Source organism: Runella sp. (assembly GCF_027484545.1).
Taxonomy (GTDB): domain Bacteria; phylum Bacteroidota; class Bacteroidia; order Cytophagales; family Spirosomataceae; genus Runella.
In genome coordinates, this window is the sequence record NZ_JAIXST010000051.1 from 29826 (window position 1) to 48143 (window position 18318).

General features: G+C 43.1%; 16 protein-coding genes. 9 read left to right on the forward strand and 7 right to left on the reverse strand.

Features of this window, described 5'->3' with window-relative positions; all coding sequences use genetic code 11:
• Positions 1-7: 7 nt before the first annotated feature.
• The 4 genes from Q0081_RS04655 to Q0081_RS04670 form a co-directional block, all read right to left on the reverse strand.
• Positions 8-928: a glycosyltransferase family 2 protein gene (locus tag Q0081_RS04655; protein ID WP_298349865.1), complete on the reverse strand. Its 921-nt coding sequence runs from the start codon at positions 926-928 to the stop codon at positions 8-10.
• Positions 897-2024 carry a DegT/DnrJ/EryC1/StrS aminotransferase family protein gene (locus tag Q0081_RS04660; protein WP_298349866.1) on the reverse strand — a complete coding sequence of 376 codons (1128 nt, stop codon included), beginning with the start codon at positions 2022-2024 and terminating at the stop codon, positions 897-899. Before Q0081_RS04660 ends, Q0081_RS04655 begins: the two co-directional genes overlap by 32 nt.
• A complete protein-coding gene (locus Q0081_RS04665) occupies positions 2021-2386 on the reverse strand; it encodes an FdtA/QdtA family cupin domain-containing protein (RefSeq protein WP_298349867.1) in 366 nt (121 codons plus the stop codon). The genes Q0081_RS04660 and Q0081_RS04665 overlap by 4 nt, the downstream gene beginning before the upstream one ends.
• A gap of 211 nt (positions 2387-2597) precedes the next feature.
• Positions 2598-3965: a Gfo/Idh/MocA family protein gene (locus Q0081_RS04670; RefSeq protein WP_298349868.1), complete on the reverse strand. Its 1368-nt coding sequence runs from the start codon at positions 3963-3965 to the stop codon at positions 2598-2600.
• A gap of 216 nt (positions 3966-4181) precedes the next feature.
• On the opposite strand from Q0081_RS04670, the gene Q0081_RS04675 reads away from it, so the two are divergent.
• The 3 genes from Q0081_RS04675 (at position 4182) to Q0081_RS04685 (ending at position 7758) form a co-directional block, all read left to right on the forward strand.
• A complete protein-coding gene (locus Q0081_RS04675; protein WP_298349869.1) occupies positions 4182-4568 on the forward strand; it encodes a hypothetical protein in 387 nt (128 codons plus the stop codon).
• 15 nt (positions 4569-4583) lie between these two features.
• Entirely contained in the window at positions 4584-6968 is a 2385-nt protein-coding gene (ppsA, locus tag Q0081_RS04680; RefSeq protein WP_298349871.1) for a phosphoenolpyruvate synthase, read from the forward strand.
• Positions 6969-7110: 142 nt separating this feature from the next.
• On the forward strand, positions 7111-7758 hold the full coding sequence (locus tag Q0081_RS04685) for a class I SAM-dependent methyltransferase (RefSeq protein ID WP_298349873.1): 648 nt from the start codon (positions 7111-7113) through the stop codon (positions 7756-7758).
• A gap of 80 nt (positions 7759-7838) precedes the next feature.
• Here the strand turns inward: Q0081_RS04685 and menD are convergent, their stop codons facing one another.
• Positions 7839-9575: a 2-succinyl-5-enolpyruvyl-6-hydroxy-3-cyclohexene-1-carboxylic-acid synthase gene (menD, locus tag Q0081_RS04690; protein ID WP_298349875.1), complete on the reverse strand. Its 1737-nt coding sequence runs from the start codon at positions 9573-9575 to the stop codon at positions 7839-7841.
• 84 nt (positions 9576-9659) lie between these two features.
• A complete protein-coding gene (locus tag Q0081_RS04695) occupies positions 9660-10118 on the reverse strand; it encodes an Lrp/AsnC family transcriptional regulator (protein WP_298349877.1) in 459 nt (152 codons plus the stop codon).
• A gap of 222 nt (positions 10119-10340) precedes the next feature.
• Between Q0081_RS04695 and ald the strand changes: the two genes are divergently transcribed.
• A complete protein-coding gene (gene ald / locus Q0081_RS04700; RefSeq protein WP_298349879.1) occupies positions 10341-11483 on the forward strand; it encodes an alanine dehydrogenase in 1143 nt (380 codons plus the stop codon).
• A gap of 203 nt (positions 11484-11686) precedes the next feature.
• On the opposite strand, the gene Q0081_RS04705 is transcribed toward ald, so the two are convergent.
• On the reverse strand, positions 11687-12154 hold the full coding sequence (locus Q0081_RS04705) for a nucleoside triphosphate pyrophosphohydrolase family protein (RefSeq protein ID WP_298349881.1): 468 nt from the start codon (positions 12152-12154) through the stop codon (positions 11687-11689).
• Between the two features lie 455 nt (positions 12155-12609).
• Between Q0081_RS04705 and Q0081_RS04710 the strand changes: the two genes are divergently transcribed.
• The 5 genes from Q0081_RS04710 to Q0081_RS04730 all read left to right on the forward strand — a co-directional run bounded on the left by Q0081_RS04710 (position 12610) and on the right by Q0081_RS04730 (position 17809).
• On the forward strand, positions 12610-13083 hold the full coding sequence (locus Q0081_RS04710) for a two-component regulator propeller domain-containing protein (protein ID WP_298349883.1): 474 nt from the start codon (positions 12610-12612) through the stop codon (positions 13081-13083).
• A 54-nt stretch (positions 13084-13137) separates the two neighbouring features.
• A complete protein-coding gene (locus Q0081_RS04715) occupies positions 13138-15807 on the forward strand; it encodes a two-component regulator propeller domain-containing protein (RefSeq protein ID WP_298349885.1) in 2670 nt (889 codons plus the stop codon).
• A gap of 134 nt (positions 15808-15941) precedes the next feature.
• Positions 15942-16358 carry a globin family protein gene (locus Q0081_RS04720; protein ID WP_298349887.1) on the forward strand — a complete coding sequence of 139 codons (417 nt, stop codon included), beginning with the start codon at positions 15942-15944 and terminating at the stop codon, positions 16356-16358.
• Positions 16359-16363: 5 nt separating this feature from the next.
• Positions 16364-17002 (forward strand): sensor histidine kinase, encoded by a 639-nt coding sequence (locus tag Q0081_RS04725; protein WP_298349888.1) that lies wholly within the window; start codon positions 16364-16366, stop codon positions 17000-17002.
• A gap of 45 nt (positions 17003-17047) precedes the next feature.
• Entirely contained in the window at positions 17048-17809 is a 762-nt protein-coding gene (locus Q0081_RS04730) for a LytTR family DNA-binding domain-containing protein (RefSeq protein WP_298349890.1), read from the forward strand.
• Positions 17810-18318: the final 509 nt, after the last annotated feature.

The following is an 18318-nucleotide window of genomic DNA, read 5'->3' on the forward strand; positions in this document are numbered from 1 at the left end:
TTATTTTTTATTCCTGCTTCGTACTCACAAACTTCTCCACATACTGCGGTAATCCGCTCTGAACCATAAAGATACGCCCTACATATTCGCCCACCAAACCCAAACTTGTCAGAACAAGGCCACTAAAAAATGTAATAACCGAAAGAATGGAATTCAGTACAAAAAATTGGGAATGAATGAGATACAGAATAAAATCTATCAATACAGCCAAGACGGATAAACCTGTAAATATCAATCCCGTAGCAGTGAGCAAGCGTAACGGTTTGAGCGAATACCCAAACAAAATCGTCATAAACAGGGAAGTGAGTTTGCGCAACGTATAACCTGACTCTCCTTCTTCGCGGGCATTATGCGATACCTGTACTCGTCCTACATTGCGCGTCACGCGAAAAATCAGTCCGTCAATGTAAGGGTAAGGTCCTTTGTATTTGATAATTTCCTGAACTACCGGAAGGCTTATTAATTTAAAACTTGACAGGTACAAATCTCTGGGTTTTTCCAAGAGCCAGGTAGTGACACGATTGACGAGCCAACTTCCGAAATTCCGAAAACGTGAATGCTCTTTTTTTTCGTAGAAGGAATAAACGACATCAAAGTTTTGGTTTTGCGCCACTTCCACCAACTTGAGAATTTCAGTAGGTGGATTTTGAAAGTCATCGTCAATCATGACGCAATAATCACCGACGGCATGATTGAGTCCGCACATCACGGCATTAAACTCACCAGAATTGCGTCGGAGAGAAATAAACTTGACCTGTGAAAATTTTTGGGCTAACTGACTACAAACCCATTCGGAGCGGTCGCGGCTGCCGTCGTTGACAAGAACGATTTCGAGCGTTTGTTTATCGAGTGTTTCCAGTACGTGTTCAACGAGTTTGCTGATCGTTTTTTCACTGTTATAAACCGGAATGATAACCGACAGCAGCATGAGGTTGACTAACAGATTGATTAATAACTTGGACAATATAGGCGGCCTCTTCGTCGGTCAAAGAAGGATTAAGCGGCAGACTTATTACTTCATTATGAATCTGTTCAGTAATGGGCAAACTCAAATGATTGTATTCTGCATAAGCCCGTTGCTTATGAGCAGGTACCGGATAATGCACGGTAGCCTGAATCCCGCTTTCCATCAGATAGTCAATAAATTGTTCTCTTTTGGGATGCCGCACCACAAACAAATGCCACGCATCTTCATAAAGCGTTTTCAGGCTTGGTAAAACTAACTCCGGGTGTTTGATTTCAGACAAATAAAAACGGGCCAACTCTCGACGACGCTGATTCTCAGTTTCTAAATACTTTAGTTTTACGTTCAAAATAGCGGCTTGCAGTTCATCTAAACGGCTGTTAGTGCCAATGTGGTCATTATAATACTTGATTGTGGAACCGTAATTACGCAAGCTGGCAATCTTTCGAGCCAAATCGTTGTCATTAGTATTTACTGCACCGGCATCACCGAGCGCACCGAGGTTTTTGGTTGGATAAAAGCTGAATGCTGCGGCATCCGATAAATTGCCTGCCTTGAACCCAAGATAGGTAGCGCCGTGCGCCTGTGCCGCATCTTCCACCACTTTGAGACTGTGTTTCCGGGCAATTTCCCAGATGGGCTTCATATCGCAGCATTTTCCGTAGAGGTGTACGGCCATAATGGCTTTGGTACGAGGTGTAATTTTTCGTTCAATCTTGCGAGGGTCGATATTAAGGGTCTTAGGGTCAGGCTCTACCCATACCGGCTTTAAACCCAAACTTGTCACCGACAGGATAGAAGCGATGTACGTATTGGCTGGTACAATAACTTCGCTCCCTTCGGGAAAATCAAATGCTCTGAAAATTAATTCCAAGGCATTCAATCCATTAGCAACTCCTATACAATGTGAAGTACCGCAATACGCGGCCCAATTTTGTTCAAATGCAGCTACCTCTTTTCCCAACACATACCATCCCGACTCCGCTACCTGACGCATTGCTTCGGCAATTTCAGCCTGATAAGGCTGATTGGCACGCTGAAGATTAAGATGTGGTATCATGGTTTTTCAAAGAAATAGTCACTTTTATCATAATACTCATTCGAAATTACCAATAAAATGGCATCAGTAGTAAACTGATCCATAATATGCCAATCGCCAGGTTGTAGTATCAGGCACTGATTTGGTTTATCAAGAGTAAATGTTTCTTCATGCTGATTATGAGTAACTCGAATGCGGCAACTTCCCGATATACTGACAAGTGCATTCCACGCTTTCAGGTGTCCGTGTTTTGCACGTTCCTGATTGGAGGTAACACCGTAAATATAAAAAATTCGCTTTATATCTCCGGGTAAAACTTTCTCAAAAACGGTTAGGCGGCCTTCCTCAGAGCCGAAGGTACTTAATTCAATTAATTGGGGCATAACAAGGGTAAAGTAACGCTGTTAGGTTATAAAGTGCTGAAAATTTTCTTAAATAAAAGCAAAAATTCTGAAAGGACTTTCTTGCCATCCAATCTTTCTTAATTTTTTCATATCCTGAAAATTTTATTGAGGTACATAGTTATAACAAAAAAATCATAGACAGAGTGCTTAATACCTCATTGCAGGGTCATAAGTGTTTATTAAATTTTCTTTAAACTCTGTTAGGGTCCGGATGAATCCAAGGTTTACGATACGGTCGCACCAACAGGCCATTGGCCTCGCGATCACCTACAATTTCTCTTTTTTGAGGGTCATAAACAATCGGACGTCCTGTTTTCATTGATAAATTGGCTAAAATGCAGCTTGCCGTAGAAATGTGTCCTTCTTCAATATCTGCTACCGGGCGCGTACTGTTATCAATCGCCGATAAGAAATCAAGCATGTGCAATCGTGTGGCAGGAGCGGCATTCAATTCAATGCGCTCTTCTTTAATATCTTCAGGATATTTTTCCTTTTCGTACACTACATCTTTGTGTATTTTCTCCCCTTTTCCCTGTGGAATAAAGTCGTATTGCATCGTGCTTGCCCACAGAGTACCTTTTTCTCCATACAAGGTAAATGACCACGGATAATCTGGATTATTCGGGGTTCCCCAGGTGCGGTGTTGCCAAACGCAATTCAATTCAGGGTATTCAAAGATAGCCGATTGTGTGTCCGAAATATTTGATTTTCCCTCTTTCTGAACATAAATACCGCCCGTAGAACTAATCCGTGTGGGCCAACCCAATTTCAGCATCCAACGCACTGTGTCAAACATGTGTACGCACATATCACCCATGATACCATTTCCATATTCATTGAACGTACGCCACCAACGGATATGCGGCAAACCGTCGTAAGGACGCATAGGAGCCGGTCCGGTCCACATTCCATAATCCAGAAAATCAGGTACCGGTTGAACGGGAGGATTACCGTTGGCCCGCATGGAAAAATAACAGCACATTTCTACGTGCGATATTTTACCCAGTAAACCGGCATCTACTATGTTCTTTTTGGCGTCAATCAAGTGAGGAGTGCTTTTGCGTTGCGTTCCCACCTGTACTACTTTCTTGTATTTACGAGCGGCCGCCACCATGGCCTCGCCTTCCATCACATCCACACTGATTGGCTTTTGTACATACACGTGTGCACCGGCTTTTACGGCATCAATCGCCTGCATCGCGTGCCAATGATCCGGCGTACCGATTAGCACAATGTCCATTTCATTTTCAGACAGCATTTTCCGATAATCACCGTACAGACGCGGTGTTTTTCCCGATTTTTGACGTTGACTTACCAACTGCCCAGCCGCGGTAAGCATATTTTTATCCACATCACAGAGGGCTACCACCTCGACGGGAGCTACTTGAATCAATCGAAACAAATCACTTTTACCGTACCAACCCGTACCAATCAACCCCACGCGGAGCGTTTTTAACGGGTTGATAATATCCATGCCTCTGGCACCAAGAGCCGTGAGGGCGAGTGAAGCGGAAGCTCCCTGAAGAAAACGACGACGGTTGATGTTGAAAATTTCCATTGTAAAATCAAGGGCAGTTTATGTGATTTCTTTATTTAATGAAATAAAGTCCATCCCGTTTTGCAAATACTCCTATGCCAACGACTAATTTATTTGTCAATCGCTATTGCCGCATCAAACCACTTCCAGTCATTTACTAAACTGACAGTTGTCATTATTCGTCTCGGTTTAATTTGGGTACTTGATAGAATCAATTCAATCATAAATTTACAGACAATGGAAACGAAAAAAAGGCACTTAGATGATTTGCATTTTGAACATCAATTGTGGTTGTCGGAAGCAAAATTTTATACTGACGAATTGGCTATCTACCAAAAACGGTTGGAAGAAATAGCCTCCAAAAATTCAGACAGCGAGGTTAAAGTACAAATTGAGCACTTTCAAAATCAGTTCATTATCCAAAAAGAGCAGTTGGATATTCTAAGTCACGAAGCCGTTATTCACGAGCAATGGCTGGCCAATTATGCAAAAGAAAATCCAATCGCGGTTGACCATCATCTTTTTGCCGACCACCAATCCACCCACGCAAAGATCAATACCTTCAAGGAAATCTATGCGGATCTCAAAGTGGAGTTTAATCGCTTTATAGCCGACCGAATGTAATGAACCAATTGCGCCATGAACTACTGCACCCAATTTAAAGATATAAAACTGACTGACATTCCTTCGGTTGGCGGAAAGAACGCTTCGTTGGGAGAAATGCTCAGCGCGCTTTCACCGCTTGGCATTCAAATCCCCGATGGATTTGCACTGACTGCCAATGCCTATCGCCTGTTTCTTAAGGAAAACAATTTGGTAGAACCTCTTACTCAATTAATCAGTGAGTTAGACACTCAAATGCTGTCCAACCTGCCCGAAATCGGAGCTCAATGCCGAGCATTGATTGGCAGCGGAAACCTTCCCGAAGAAATCCGTAAAGGGGCAATTAAAGCCTATTCTTTTTTAGGAAACAAGGTACCTATATCGGTAGCCGTCAGAAGCAGTGCCACTGCCGAAGATTTACCAACGGCCAGTTTTGCAGGACAGCACGATTCATTTTTGAATGTGGAAGGCGAGGGCAACCTGTTGGAAGCAATCCTGAAATGTTACGTATCGCTTTTCAATAACCGAGCCATCAAATACCGCATCGACAACGGGTTTGAACACCTGAAAGTGGCGCTTTCGGTGGGCGTTCAGCAGATGGTGCGTTCGGACAAAGGTTCGGCCGGGGTTGCTTTTACATTAGATCCCGAAACGGGTTTTGCCAACGTAATTTACCTCACCGCCGCTTGGGGACTGGGCGAAAACGTGGTACAGGGAGCCGTAAATCCTGACGAATTTTATCTATTCAAACCCGCCATTGCAGCACAGCAACGAAGCATCATTCAGCATCGAATGGGGGCTAAAGAAAATACGATGGTTTACTCGGTTGGCACCGAAAGACCTATTATTAACATTACCACCCCGCGTGAAAAAAGAGATGTGTTTTGTCTTTCAGATGCCGACGTTGAAAAACTCGGCGAATGGTGTAATACTATAGAAAAACACTACGGAATGCCCATGGACATTGAATGGGCCAAAGATGGCCTAACGGGCGAATTGTTTATCGTACAGGCACGGCCCGAAACGGTACAAACGCAAAAAAAGAAAGACAATATTTCCGTAAAAGAATACAAAATCCTTTCCAAAACGCCTCCTATCTGCAAAGGCAAAGCCGTCGGACGTTCTATCGTAAGCGGTCGGGTAAGCATTGTGCAATCGTTGGCGGATGCAGGAAAAGTCCAACAGGGCGATATTATCGTAGCTGACATTACCAACCCGGATTGGAATTCTCTCCTCAAAAAAGCGGTGAGTATTGTCACCAACAAAGGCGGGCGTACCAGTCACGCCTCGATTGTGGCCCGTGAATTGGGCATCCACGCGGTGGTAGGCACCATGGATGCGACTCAGAAACTCAAGGACGGGCAGATCATTACCGTTTCGTGCATTGAAGGCGATGAAGGACGAGTCTATGACGGCCAACTGACGTGGGAAGAAAAAGAACTGCACTTTGAAAGTACGGTTCCTACCCAAACCAAACCGATGTTCATTTTGGCTGACCCGGACAACGCCTTCCGACTGTCATTTTATCCCAACAAAGGGGTGGGTTTGCTTCGCATGGAATTTATCATTGCCAATGCCATTCGTATTCACCCGATGGCACTTGTGCGATATGACACGCTGCCCGACAGCAATGAGAAGAAATCCATTGAGGCCATTACCCGCCATTATCCAGACAAGAAAAAGTATTTTATTGAAAAACTCTCCGAAGCGGTGGCTACTGTAGCGGCAGCTTTTTATCCCAAAGATGTGATTGTCAGAATGAGTGATTTCAAAACCAATGAATACAGTCAGTTGATGGGCGGCGCGATGTATGAGCCCAAAGAAGAAAATCCGATGCTGGGTTTCCGAGGAGCATCACGCTATTACAATGAGCGATATCGGGAAGGATTTGGCATGGAATGCGAAGCCATCCGGATTGTTCGCGATGAAATGGGCCTGACCAATGTGAAAGTAATGATACCTTTTTGCCGAACCGTGGACGAAGGCCGCAAGGTGTTAGAAGTGATGAAAAGCTATGGTTTAAAAAGAGGTCAAAACAGTTTGGAAGTATATGTAATGGCCGAAATACCAAGCAATGTCATTTTGGCTAAGGAGTTTGCGGAAATCTTCGATGGTTTTTCCATCGGCTCCAATGACTTGACCCAACTCACGCTGGGCATCGACCGCGATTCGTCTATCATCAGTAGTCTGTTTGATGAAAACAATGCGGCAGTGAAGCAAATGTTGTCAATGGTCATTCAGTCAGCCAAAGAATCGGGAACAAAAATCGGGCTCTGCGGACAGGCTCCCAGCGACTACCCCGCTTTTGCACAGTTTCTGGTCAATCAAGGAATTGACAGCATTTCGTTTACTCCTGATGCTTTATTAAAAGGAATAGAAAACATTTTAATTGCTGAAAAAGCACTCTGTCCACCCTTATGAACCGTTTCGATAATAAGTTTTGTTAAGTTGAAGAGTTTGACCAAATGCAGTTAAGGTTTCGGTTTAAGTAGTAAAGCCGGAACCTTAACTGCATTTTCGAGGCTCAAATCCGTAAACGGACTGATTTTTTTCCCCGAAACAAATGCCTGCTGCGTACATCCCAGCCTTGAAATATCATTTTCTGACTCCCATCTATGATTGGTTTATTCGGCTAACCATGCCGGAGCTGAAAGTAAAAAATCGATTGATTCAGCAAGCCGAACTGCACGCGGGAGAAAAAATATTGGATTTTGGCTGCGGCACCGCTACACTTACGCTTCTCATTGAAGAACAAACTACTGATTGTGTCATCATTGGTTTAGATACAGACCCTCAAATAATGGCAATAGCCAAGAAGAAAATCAGTCAAAAAAAGTCAGCCATTACCTTACTGATTTATGATGGAAAAACTTTTCCTTTTCCCGACCGCACCTTTGATAAAGTTATCTCCTCCTGGGTGTTTCAGCATTTGACCACTCCACAAAAAATAGCTTCTTTTAAAGAAATCAATCGGGTCCTGAAATCACAGGGTGAACTGCACATTGCCGATTGGGGAAAAGCAGAAACGAAGCTGATGAGGCTCCTGTTTTTTGTAGTGCAGGTGTTTGATAATTTCTACACGACCAATGACAACATCAAAGGTAAACTGCCTCAGCTGATACAAAATAGAGGTTTCCAACAGGTAGAAATTGTGGGAAATCAATCCACTTTGTTTGGAACATTGTCTTACTTTAAAGCGGTTAAAACGTAAAATGGAGGAAATGGAACAAGGAAAACGGAGAACACCGAATCCGTTTTCCTTTCTCCGGCCCTCCTTTCTCCCCTCTATCTCTACTTCATTTTCCGATACGCTTCAAATACCTCTCCGTTGATGATTGGGTCAGTGAAAATTTCCAATAATTTGGCTTTTCCCGTTTGAGCCAAGAAAACACTCCAAATTGATTCAAAATTAGCAGAATTATCATTGTTGGTGTTATCACCAACAACAAAGTAGTCCAAACCTGCATCTTCCGCCGTGTGACGAGCCGTGGTTTGGTGGCGAGTTTCAAAATACTGTTCCAATTCGGGTTGAGCGGCTGGTCCGTCTATTAGGCGAAAAATATTCCCACCTCCATTGTTGAAAAGCACAATACGCAGATTTTGAGGAAGGTGCGGATGCCAAAGCGCGTTGCGGTCGTAGAAAAAGGCCACGTCGCCCGTCAATAAAAAAACAAGTTTTTGAGTGGTCAAAGCCGCCCCTACCGCTGTACTCGTGCAACCATCAATGCCACTCGTGCCCCGGTTGGCAAATACCTCTGCCAATTGAGTCAATCCCAGCAAATTGACGTACCGCACCGGCATACTGTTGGCAAGGTGCAAAACACTGTTTCCAGGCAGATTTTCCAGTAGTTTGTCTACCAAGGCAAATTCATTCCAACGGGTTTCGTGACGTAAGAATTGAGTCAGATTGCGTTTGGCAAGTCGGTCAGCGTGCAACCATGCCTGACGGTATTCACCACGCCCATCGTCGTCGCCGTCATTGTGAACAAGCTGCTGATAATCTAAATCTTCCAGTAGTTTTTGGAAGAAATAAGTCGGCTCAACGGGGATTTGGGTTGTGAGCGTTTGGAACGTATCAATGAGTTGTTCCGTCGCTTTGATGTGCCAATGCCGCGTCGGTGAATGTTTACGGATAAAAAGTTTAAGATTTTTGGAGATGAACGAATCCCCCAGCGTAATCAGCAAATCAGGTTGCAGGGACGCCAACAATTCTTCGTTCTTCGCTTTTAAAAATACATCATGGTGACGAACAAAAGCATCATCGGGCAAGATATTGGAAATGACATCACCGAGTACCGGTACACCCATTTCTTCGCTGAATTCTTTCAAAACTTTCCATAACGGGTCATTGGGCGGCATTTGCCCCACGGCTATCAAGACGCGGCTCACATTTTCAAACTCACTTTGGAGACGGTGCCACGTTTCGGTCGAAAGTACAGGTTGGGCTGCTAATCGGTCAATCAACTTTACATTTCGGTCATACGTAATCTTTTCGTCCGCATTGGGATAAAATGGCTCCCGAATCGGCACGTTGACGTGAACTGGGCCTGTAGGAAATGTCTGCGACAAATTAATAGCTTCGTTCAGTACCCGTTCAATGTACCAATTGGAATCCGGGTGCGTATAGTCCGCGGGTAATTCAAACGATTTTTTGACATGTTTTCCGTACAATTCGTTCTGATAAATTGTCTGTCCATCCTGCTGATGAATCCATTCTTTGGGACGATCGGCTGTAAAAATAATCAACGGAATTTCCTGAAAATAAGCCTCTACCACCGCCGGTGCCAAATTGTAAGCGGCACTGCCGGAAGTACAGACCAATGCGACGGTATCACCGCTGTATTGCGCCATGCCCAACCCTACAAATCCCGCTGTGCGTTCGTCGGGAATTACTTTGGTTTTGATTCCACGGTGCCGGGCAAAGGCCAACGTCAACGCAGCACTGCGCGAACCCGGAGAAATAATCACGTTTTGAACGCCTTTACGAGCGCAAATTTCGGCTATGTTGTTAATAGATGGAAGAAGCATTATTAATAAGTAATTGGTTAATAAGTAGTTAGTATTGAGCAATTATTATTCTTACTACTTAATACCAAGTACTCAATACTAAATTTATATTGGTAACGCCGTAGTACTTTTTACTTCCGACATCACAAAGAAACTGCTAATATGTGAAATCGCTCGGAGGCTGGCGAGTTTTTCCTGATAAAAAGCGTGATAACTCTCCACGTCCGTAGCGACGATTTTAATGAGATAATCAAATGTTCCCGACACCACGCAGCATTCCACCACCTCGGGCATTTGAAGCATCACTTCGTTAAACTCCCGAAAGTTTTCCTGCTGTTGCTTATCAAGCGTGACATTGCAGTAAACCACCAGCCCTTTATTCAATTTTTTACGGTTCAAAATCGTTACGTATTTTTCAATCACCCCTTCCCGTTCCAGCTTTTTAATCCGGTCATGAACGGGTGTAATTGACAGGTGAATTTCTGCCGCAATCTCTTTAATCGTCAGTTGTGAATTCTGCTGTAACAACTGTAAAATACGCACGTCTGTTTCGTCTAAATTCATTGCCTGAAAAGGAGTTAAATCCACTGCCGAATTTTTTTCGCCCGGTGACCTTCAAATAAGTCATTGACAGAAATAATTCATGTTTAAACTCAAATATAAGATTTATTTTCTTATTTACTTTTAAATATCAGAAAATATTTTCGTTTTATTTAATTTTGTATAGTATTCTAAACGTCAATATTTTCGCATAAAATCAATCTAACGCTTAACCACATTACGACCATGATTATCGGCGTACCCAAAGAAATAAAAAACAACGAAAACCGCGTGGCTTTGACGCCTGCGGGGGTAGCAGAATTTCGCAAAAACGGGCATACCGTTTATATTCAATCAACAGCAGGAGAAGGCAGTGGCTTTGAAGATGCCGAGTACGAAAGTGCAGGTGCCACCATTCTGCCTACGATTGAGGAAGTATATGCGATAGCGGAGATGATTGTGAAGGTGAAAGAGCCGATTGCTTCGGAATATGCGCTTATCAAAGAAAACCAACTGTTGTTTACTTATTTTCACTTTGCTTCGTCAGAAGAACTGACTCACGCAATGATTGAAAGAAACGCTGTGTGTTTGGCCTACGAAACCGTTGAAAAAACAGACCGTTCTTTGCCTTTGTTAGTACCCATGTCGGAAGTAGCCGGACGTATGGCGATTCAGGAAGGTGCCAAATATTTGGAAAAACCGATGGGCGGACGCGGTATTTTGCTCGGTGGTGTTGCGGGGGTAAAACCTGCCAACGTGTTGATTTTGGGAGGTGGAATTGTGGGAACACAAGCCGCTAAAATGGCAACAGGTTTGGGAGCCAACGTGACCATTGTGGACGTAAACCTGAATCGCTTACGCTATTTGGAAGACGTTTTGCCGGCCAATGCCGACACCGTCATGTCGAATGAGTATAACATTCGTCAGTTAATCAGGCAGTCTGACCTTATCATCGGCGCGGTGTTGATTCCAGGTGCAAAAGCTCCGCACCTCATCACTCGTGACATGCTTAAACTGATGAGAAAAGGGACTGTATTGGTAGACGTAGCGGTAGATCAGGGTGGTTGTATCGAAACCTGTAAACCTACTACGCACGAAAATCCGATTTATGAAATTGACGGAATTGTTCACTATTGCGTAGCTAATATGCCCGGTGCAGTTCCTTATACCTCTACGTTGGCATTGACCAACGCCACTTTACCCTACGCCATTCAATTGGCCAATAAAGGCTGGCAAAAAGCCTGCAATGATAACGAAGACCTTAAAAAAGGCCTGAATGTAGTAAACGGAAAGATTGTTTATAAAGCCGTAGCAGACGCTTGGGGATTAGAATATACTCCTCTGCAAGCGGTATTGGAAGAAAAATCTGAACTTGCCGTTACTGCTTAGTAACGAAAATAGATAAAGAAAAGGTGGGTTAATTTTATATTAACAATGATTGACGAAGAAAAGTCCGAACCTTATGGTCCGGACTTTTTTATTTTGTGTCTATTAAAATTATTTTTTACTACCCCCCTAAAAACAACATGGCCCCATCTCAGTGAAATGGGGCTAATGCCAAATAACGTTTTTTAACAAACATATTTCGATTATTATTTTTCCAATACACTTTCTAAATCCGCAGGAGAATAAAAAACAGACTTTAAGGTTTTGTTGTCGGCGGTGCGATAGACGAGGTATTTACCGCTGTCTTCTCGGTAGTAGCACTCGGTACCTTTGTCCTGAAAATGCTTTACGGTCGCTTCGGCTTCTTCGATGGTGTTGCAGGCTTTGCTCATATTGGAGCGCTGTACTTCATCAAACAAAGCTTTGAATTTATCACCCAAACCAAATTCCAATACCGCACCCGAAAGTACATACTGAATATCTGCCAAGGCATCGGCTACGCCTACAATGTCTTTTTCCAGAATGGCCACTTCGAGTTCTTTCAGTTCTTCGGCAATGAGTGCCACGCGCAGGTTGCAGCGGTCGGGAGAGGGGATTTGGGGAGTATCAAGAATGGGGTGTTTGAAAGTACGGTGAAACTCAGCAACTTGATTGAGGCAGTCTAATTTTTCCATACGAGGTACGTGATTCTGTTAATTGTTATCCGTTGTCCAATAGGGAAAACGAGTTCAAAACTAACAAAAAACTCAATTTTTACTGATAATATTCGCCAAAATAGCACTGAGTATTATTAATACCGGTAGGTTTGATAATAACATCCGTGGCACCTGCCAGTTTTACTTCTTCCACCATTCAGGGGTCAACACACGTAGAATGGATAAAGATGGGAAAGTCAACCGTATTCCTGTTCAGGCATGTAAGCCACTTGAATCTGTTATCTGTAAGTCTGTCATTCCCCTTTTTCGTCATTCGTTAAGTTCTTTTACGGTTCAACCGACATTTCCCTACGCTTTACCCAGTAAAACCAACGCTTTAGTCCCTGTTTTTGGGGATTTATGTCCCAATTCTTTAATTTTAGCCCTTTAAAAAATGGTACATTTATACCTCTTTTCACTTTCCCACTCATAGAATGTATAACCGCCCGCTGGTTTTTTTATTTTTATTCCTAATCGGTTGGGTTCCGAAAGAAGCCTTTACGCAATCCTCAGATATTTCATTTCAACACCTCAGCCCCGAACAGGGGCTTCCCATCCACTACGCTACGGGAATTGTGCAGGATACCTCGGGCTTTATTTGGATTGGAACAATGGCTGGATTGGCGCGTTACGATGGGGTTCGCTGCAAGGTCTATGACCACGACCGACAAGACCCCTACTCACTTTCCGACATTCTTGTCAGATCGGTTTTTCTGTCAAAAAACGGGACTTTGTGGGTAGGAACGCAACACGGATTCAATCGTTTCGATTTCAAAACCCAACGCTTTGAACGGTTTCATTTTACAAAATACAGCGAGCGTTCTGACTACATTCGCTGTATTGAAGAAGATTCGCGGGGAAAACTTTGGTTGGGTTCCGCCAATGGGCTCATTATTTTTGACCCTTAAACGAAACAATCCGAACTTTTAAAACTCCCCACCGATGCTTCTTCCAAAGCATTGGTGTATTCGATCCGTACGCTGTTGGTAGATCGAACTACGATGTGGATTGGTACGGATATGGGGCTTTATCGCTACGATATTGAAAGCAAGTCGTTTCAGGTATTTTGCAAAAGTGACGAATTGGGCAGTATCCCCGGCAACTCCGTTACAGCCTTGGTGAAGCATCCCAAAACCGGGGACCTTATCGTTGGGAATCGCAATGGTATGATGTCCTCGTTAAATCTTCATTCAGAACATTTTTCAAAAATTGACATCAGCATCCGAGAATCCAGTGAAATAACCTGCCTGTTTTTTGACAAAAGCGGTAAGCTTTGGGTAAGTACGCGAGGCGACGGCATCTTTTACCAGGATGCCATTCAACAAAATTTTATTAATTACCAAAGCGACATCAACAATCCCAACAGCCTGAGTTCTACCTACGTAAAAACTATTTTTCAAGACCGCTCTGGGGTACTTTGGTTTACGACTTCCTACAAAGGAATAAGCCGATTTAATCCTAATAATCAATCGTTTTCTTCGCCTTTAAAAAATATTGACTACAAACCTAAGTCGGCCAACGGAGCTGCCATCAACCGCATTGCCCTCGACAATCAAAATAACCTTTGGCTCGCAACTGATGATGGGTTGCTGTGGGTCAATCAAAAAACGAATCAACATAAGATTTATCGGCATGATGATGCTAACTCTGCCAGCCTAACTGATAATTCGGTCAATTGTGTCTTTGTCGATAAAACAGACCATGTTTGGATAGGGACACACACTCATTTTCATCACTTAGACCCCAGTACGGGAAAGTTGGAGTACTTTCCGTATTTACCGAATGAAAAAATGCCTTCGCCGCCGCCACAAATTCCCCGTACTGATTTTTTGGCAGGAAAAAACGTGTACGATATCCACACCACTGGCGACGGGCGCCTTTTTATAGGCACGGAGGAAGGCCTCACTATTTTTGACCCGCGCACCCGAACTTTTGCCAATCGATTTAATGACGAACGAATCAGACGTTTGCCCATCAATCGGTACAATAGTTTCTTTCTCGATAGCAAACGAAATCTGTGGGTAGGATGCGGTGTCGATGAGGTGCTTTGTATCACTCCTGATTTATCAAAAGTAACTACCTATCGCTATCAGGAAAACAACCCAAAAAGCCTTCCCGATAACGGTGTCATGTCGTTTGCGGAAGACTCAAAAGGAAACATTTGGATGGGTACTGACAATGGTTTGGGCAATCTGGATATAAAAACGCAGCTGTTTACCAATTATTCTACCAAAAATGGAATTGCGAACAACTACGTATCGGCGCTGATTCGGGTAGGCAATACCGTATGGATGGGAACGGCCAATGGGTTAACCCGTTTTAATGACAAAGGCAAACAGTTTGTGTCTTTCGGCAGAGCCGATAATCTCCAGATGCTGTCCGTCGAAACCAAGTCCGTGGCCAAAGATTCATTGGGTTATTTGTATTTCGGAGGTCTGTACGGGCTGGTGAAATTTCATCCCGATTACGTTAAAACCAACACCTTTGTTCCGCCGATAACCATTACTTCGCTGCGGGTGTATGGACAGGAAATGTTGCCAACACTTATTCACCCGTCCGACAACCCGATTAGTCTGGCGTATGACCAAAACGATTTGACCATTGATGCAGCAGCGCTCAGTTATGACCATTCAGAGAATAATCTGTATACTTTTTGGCTCGAAAATCTCGAAAAACAATGGAGCTCACCCAGCCATCAATCTACCCTAAACTACCTGAATGTGCCTCCGGGCGAGTATATTCTGCACGTAAAAGCGGCCAACAATGATGGTATTTGGAATCCCGTTGCTTATCGTCTTCCCATAACGATTCGCCCCCCTTTTTGGCAAACCTGGTGGTTCAGAACGTTACTCATACTGGTGATTATGGGGACAGGATTCTACTTCTACCGCCTGCGGGTCAAAATGATTGAACACGAGCACGCCATCGAAGTGAAATTGTTGGAAGAACAGCGCACTCTTCAAAAACAACTCAATAAAGAGCTCACCGAGAAACTGGATTACCAACAAAAATTTGAAAAAGCTCAAACCCAACAGGCCGAAACTGAACGAAAAACCATCCTGCTGGAACGGGAAAAACTCCTGTCGCGCTATCAGAATCTGGTCAATCAGCTTAATCCACACTTCCTTTTCAACAGTTTGGCCGTACTGGATAGCTTGATTTACAAAGACCATAAGTTGGCCTCCAAGTACCTGCGCCAATTAACCAAAGTATATCGGTATCTGATAGAAAACGACGACCACGAAACCGTCACGCTGGAGCAAGAACTGCGATTTGCCCGAGATTTTGTGAGCCTGTTGCACATGCGCTACAACGACGGGCTCTGCATAGAAATCCATTTGGACAAAAGTCTGTATTCCAAAAAAGTAGTACCCGTTACGTTCCAAAATCTCATTGAAAACGCCGTAAAACACAACATAACCGCCTTAGAATCACCTTTGTGCATTACAATAAGGGAAGAAGACAACTATTTGGTGTTTAAAAACAATTTACAAAAACGAGGCTCCGTGAGTACTTCCAATAAAAGAGGACTCAATGATTTCAGGGCATTGTACAGTTATCTGGCCAATCGCCCCATAAAAATTGTAGAAATGGAAAACCATTTTACCGTGTACGTTCCCTTATTGGATTAACGCCTCATCGGATTATTGGGAAGGATTAAGTCTTTAAATGAACGACTCGAATTATTTTTTTTAAGATAGTAGATTGCAGTTCATTAATTTTACTCAACAAATTTTAAAAATACCCATTACTCAACCCTACAAACATGAATGACCAACAAAAGAAACTTGTTCAAACCAGTTTTGCCCGTATCGTACCCAAAGCAGAATATGCTGCAAAGTTGTTTTACGGTCGGCTTTTTGAAATACTTCCAGAAGTAGAACCCTTATTTAAAAGTGACCTTAAAACTCAGGGCATCAAGCTTTTTCAAGTCATCAGTTTTGCGGTTTGCTCGTTAGACAATTTAGACGAACTCCTGCCTATATTACAAGATTTAGGACGACGCCATGTAAAATACGGAACACAACCTCAGCATTATGCTTCGGTGGGTGAGTCATTTATCTGGACCTTGGAAAAGGTATTGAAAGATGATTTTACGCCTGAAATCCGACAAGCTTGGCTGGATATATACAGTTTGATGTCGGCGGCTATGATAGACGCCGCCTACCAAGAAACCCCTTGAAATAGATGGAATCGCTCACTAACACATCATCCCAAAGCAATGAATTACCCGCAGTACCAGCGAGTGATGCAACCGACTATGGAAATACAATTTCGGATGTTAAATACCAAAATTTAGTCAGTCAGCTAAATCCACACTTTCTTTTCAATAGTCTGGCCACGTTGGAGAGCCTCATTTACAGTGACCAACGGTTGGCTGTGAAGTTTTTGAGCCAACTTACCCGCGTTTATCGCTACATTCTGACGACCCGAACTACTCCCTTGGTGAAGCTCTCAGCAGAAATAAATTTTATCAAAGATTATGCAGATTTACTGCAAACCCGTTTTGGAAAAGGACTTCAGGTTATCATCAACGTTTCTGCCAAAGCCAACGAGAAGCAGATTGTACCCGCCGTACTGCAAATTTTGGTAGAAAATGCAACCCGTCACAACATAACTGACCCGGAATCACCACTGATTGTTACTATCAATACAATTGAAGACCAACTTATTATAGAAAACAACCTTCAAAAAAAGCAAATTTTAGAGCCTCAGCGCAAAGAAGCCCTCAAGAGTTTATGCAATTTATACACGTATTTTTCTCCTGTTTGTATAGAAATTCAGGAAACACCCGAAACATTTAAAGTTATATTACCACTCATTTAAAACTTTATCAATTCATTCGTACTCAACCAATAACCTATATTCACCATGAAAGTCCTGATTGTCGAAGACGAAATCCTCATCGCCGAACAACTCCAACGAATGTTGAAAGATATTGCTCCTCAAGCAGAGGTATTGGACGTACTGCACAGCGTAAAAACGGCCCGGCGTTGGTTTATGCAAAATGCGGAACCCGATTTGTTGTTTATGGACATTCAACTTTCCGACGGCATCAGCTTCGATTTATTCAACTATTTTGACATCAAATGCCCCATTATCTTTGCCACGGCCTACGACGAATACGCCATTAAAACCTTTAAAGTCAACGGCATTGATTATTTATTAAAACCCATTGACGAAGAAGACCTCATTCGGGCGCTGGAAAAATTCAAGGCGCTCAAAAAAAACACCCAGATTCCTGCTGACCTGCTTCAAACGTTGGTCAATCACCCGGCACAAAAAGGGAAAATGTACAAGGAAAAACTCATTGTTCAGCACCGCAACGCGTCGATTCCCATCAATCTGTCGGACGTCACGGTTTTTTACCTCGACCAAGTTATTTACGTGGTGACCAACGACGGACAAAAATACATTGCCGAGCAAAACACGTTGGACGAAATTGAAGACATTTTGAACCCGACTGACTTTTTCAGAGCGGGCCGCCGACAGATCATCAACCAACAGGCGATTGAAAGCTACAAAGGCGATACATCAGGAAAATTGTTTCTTAAACTGAGAAGTACCCAAATGCCCGAAGTAGAAATCAGTCGCGAAAAAGCGCCCGTTTTTAAGCGTTGGATAGACCGGTAATACTACTCTCGCTACATAAGCACCTTGTTTAGCCTTTTCAATGGTTTGTGGCCCTTTTGACATACCTTCCTCAACACCTACCCGCTTACACTCAAGCATTGCGTATGGTTTCTTATGCTGTTCATAGATATGAAGATACAATACTTCTTCTGTTTCAGACTGAATACTGCACAATAAGTTAGTATCTAACGACTTCGCAATTATACAAGCATTCCTAAGTACGTCATTACTTAAAAGACTGGCTCCGGTTTTCTCCATTCCTTCCAAATCAAAATCGGTTTTTTTAAGCGCCTTTAAGATTGAATGCGCCGTTATGTTATTTCCTGTTTTTGGAAAATTCAGAATAAAACTCCGAATAATCGGATGAAGCGAGTATTCTACTATTATGAGACTTAGATTCAAGAATCAAATGCAATCTACTGATTGAGTAGATTTATTGTATAAAAAAAGAGTTAGCGAGTGTGTTATTTTTGGGTATCGAATCCTAAATAACATGAGAAATTTCATCG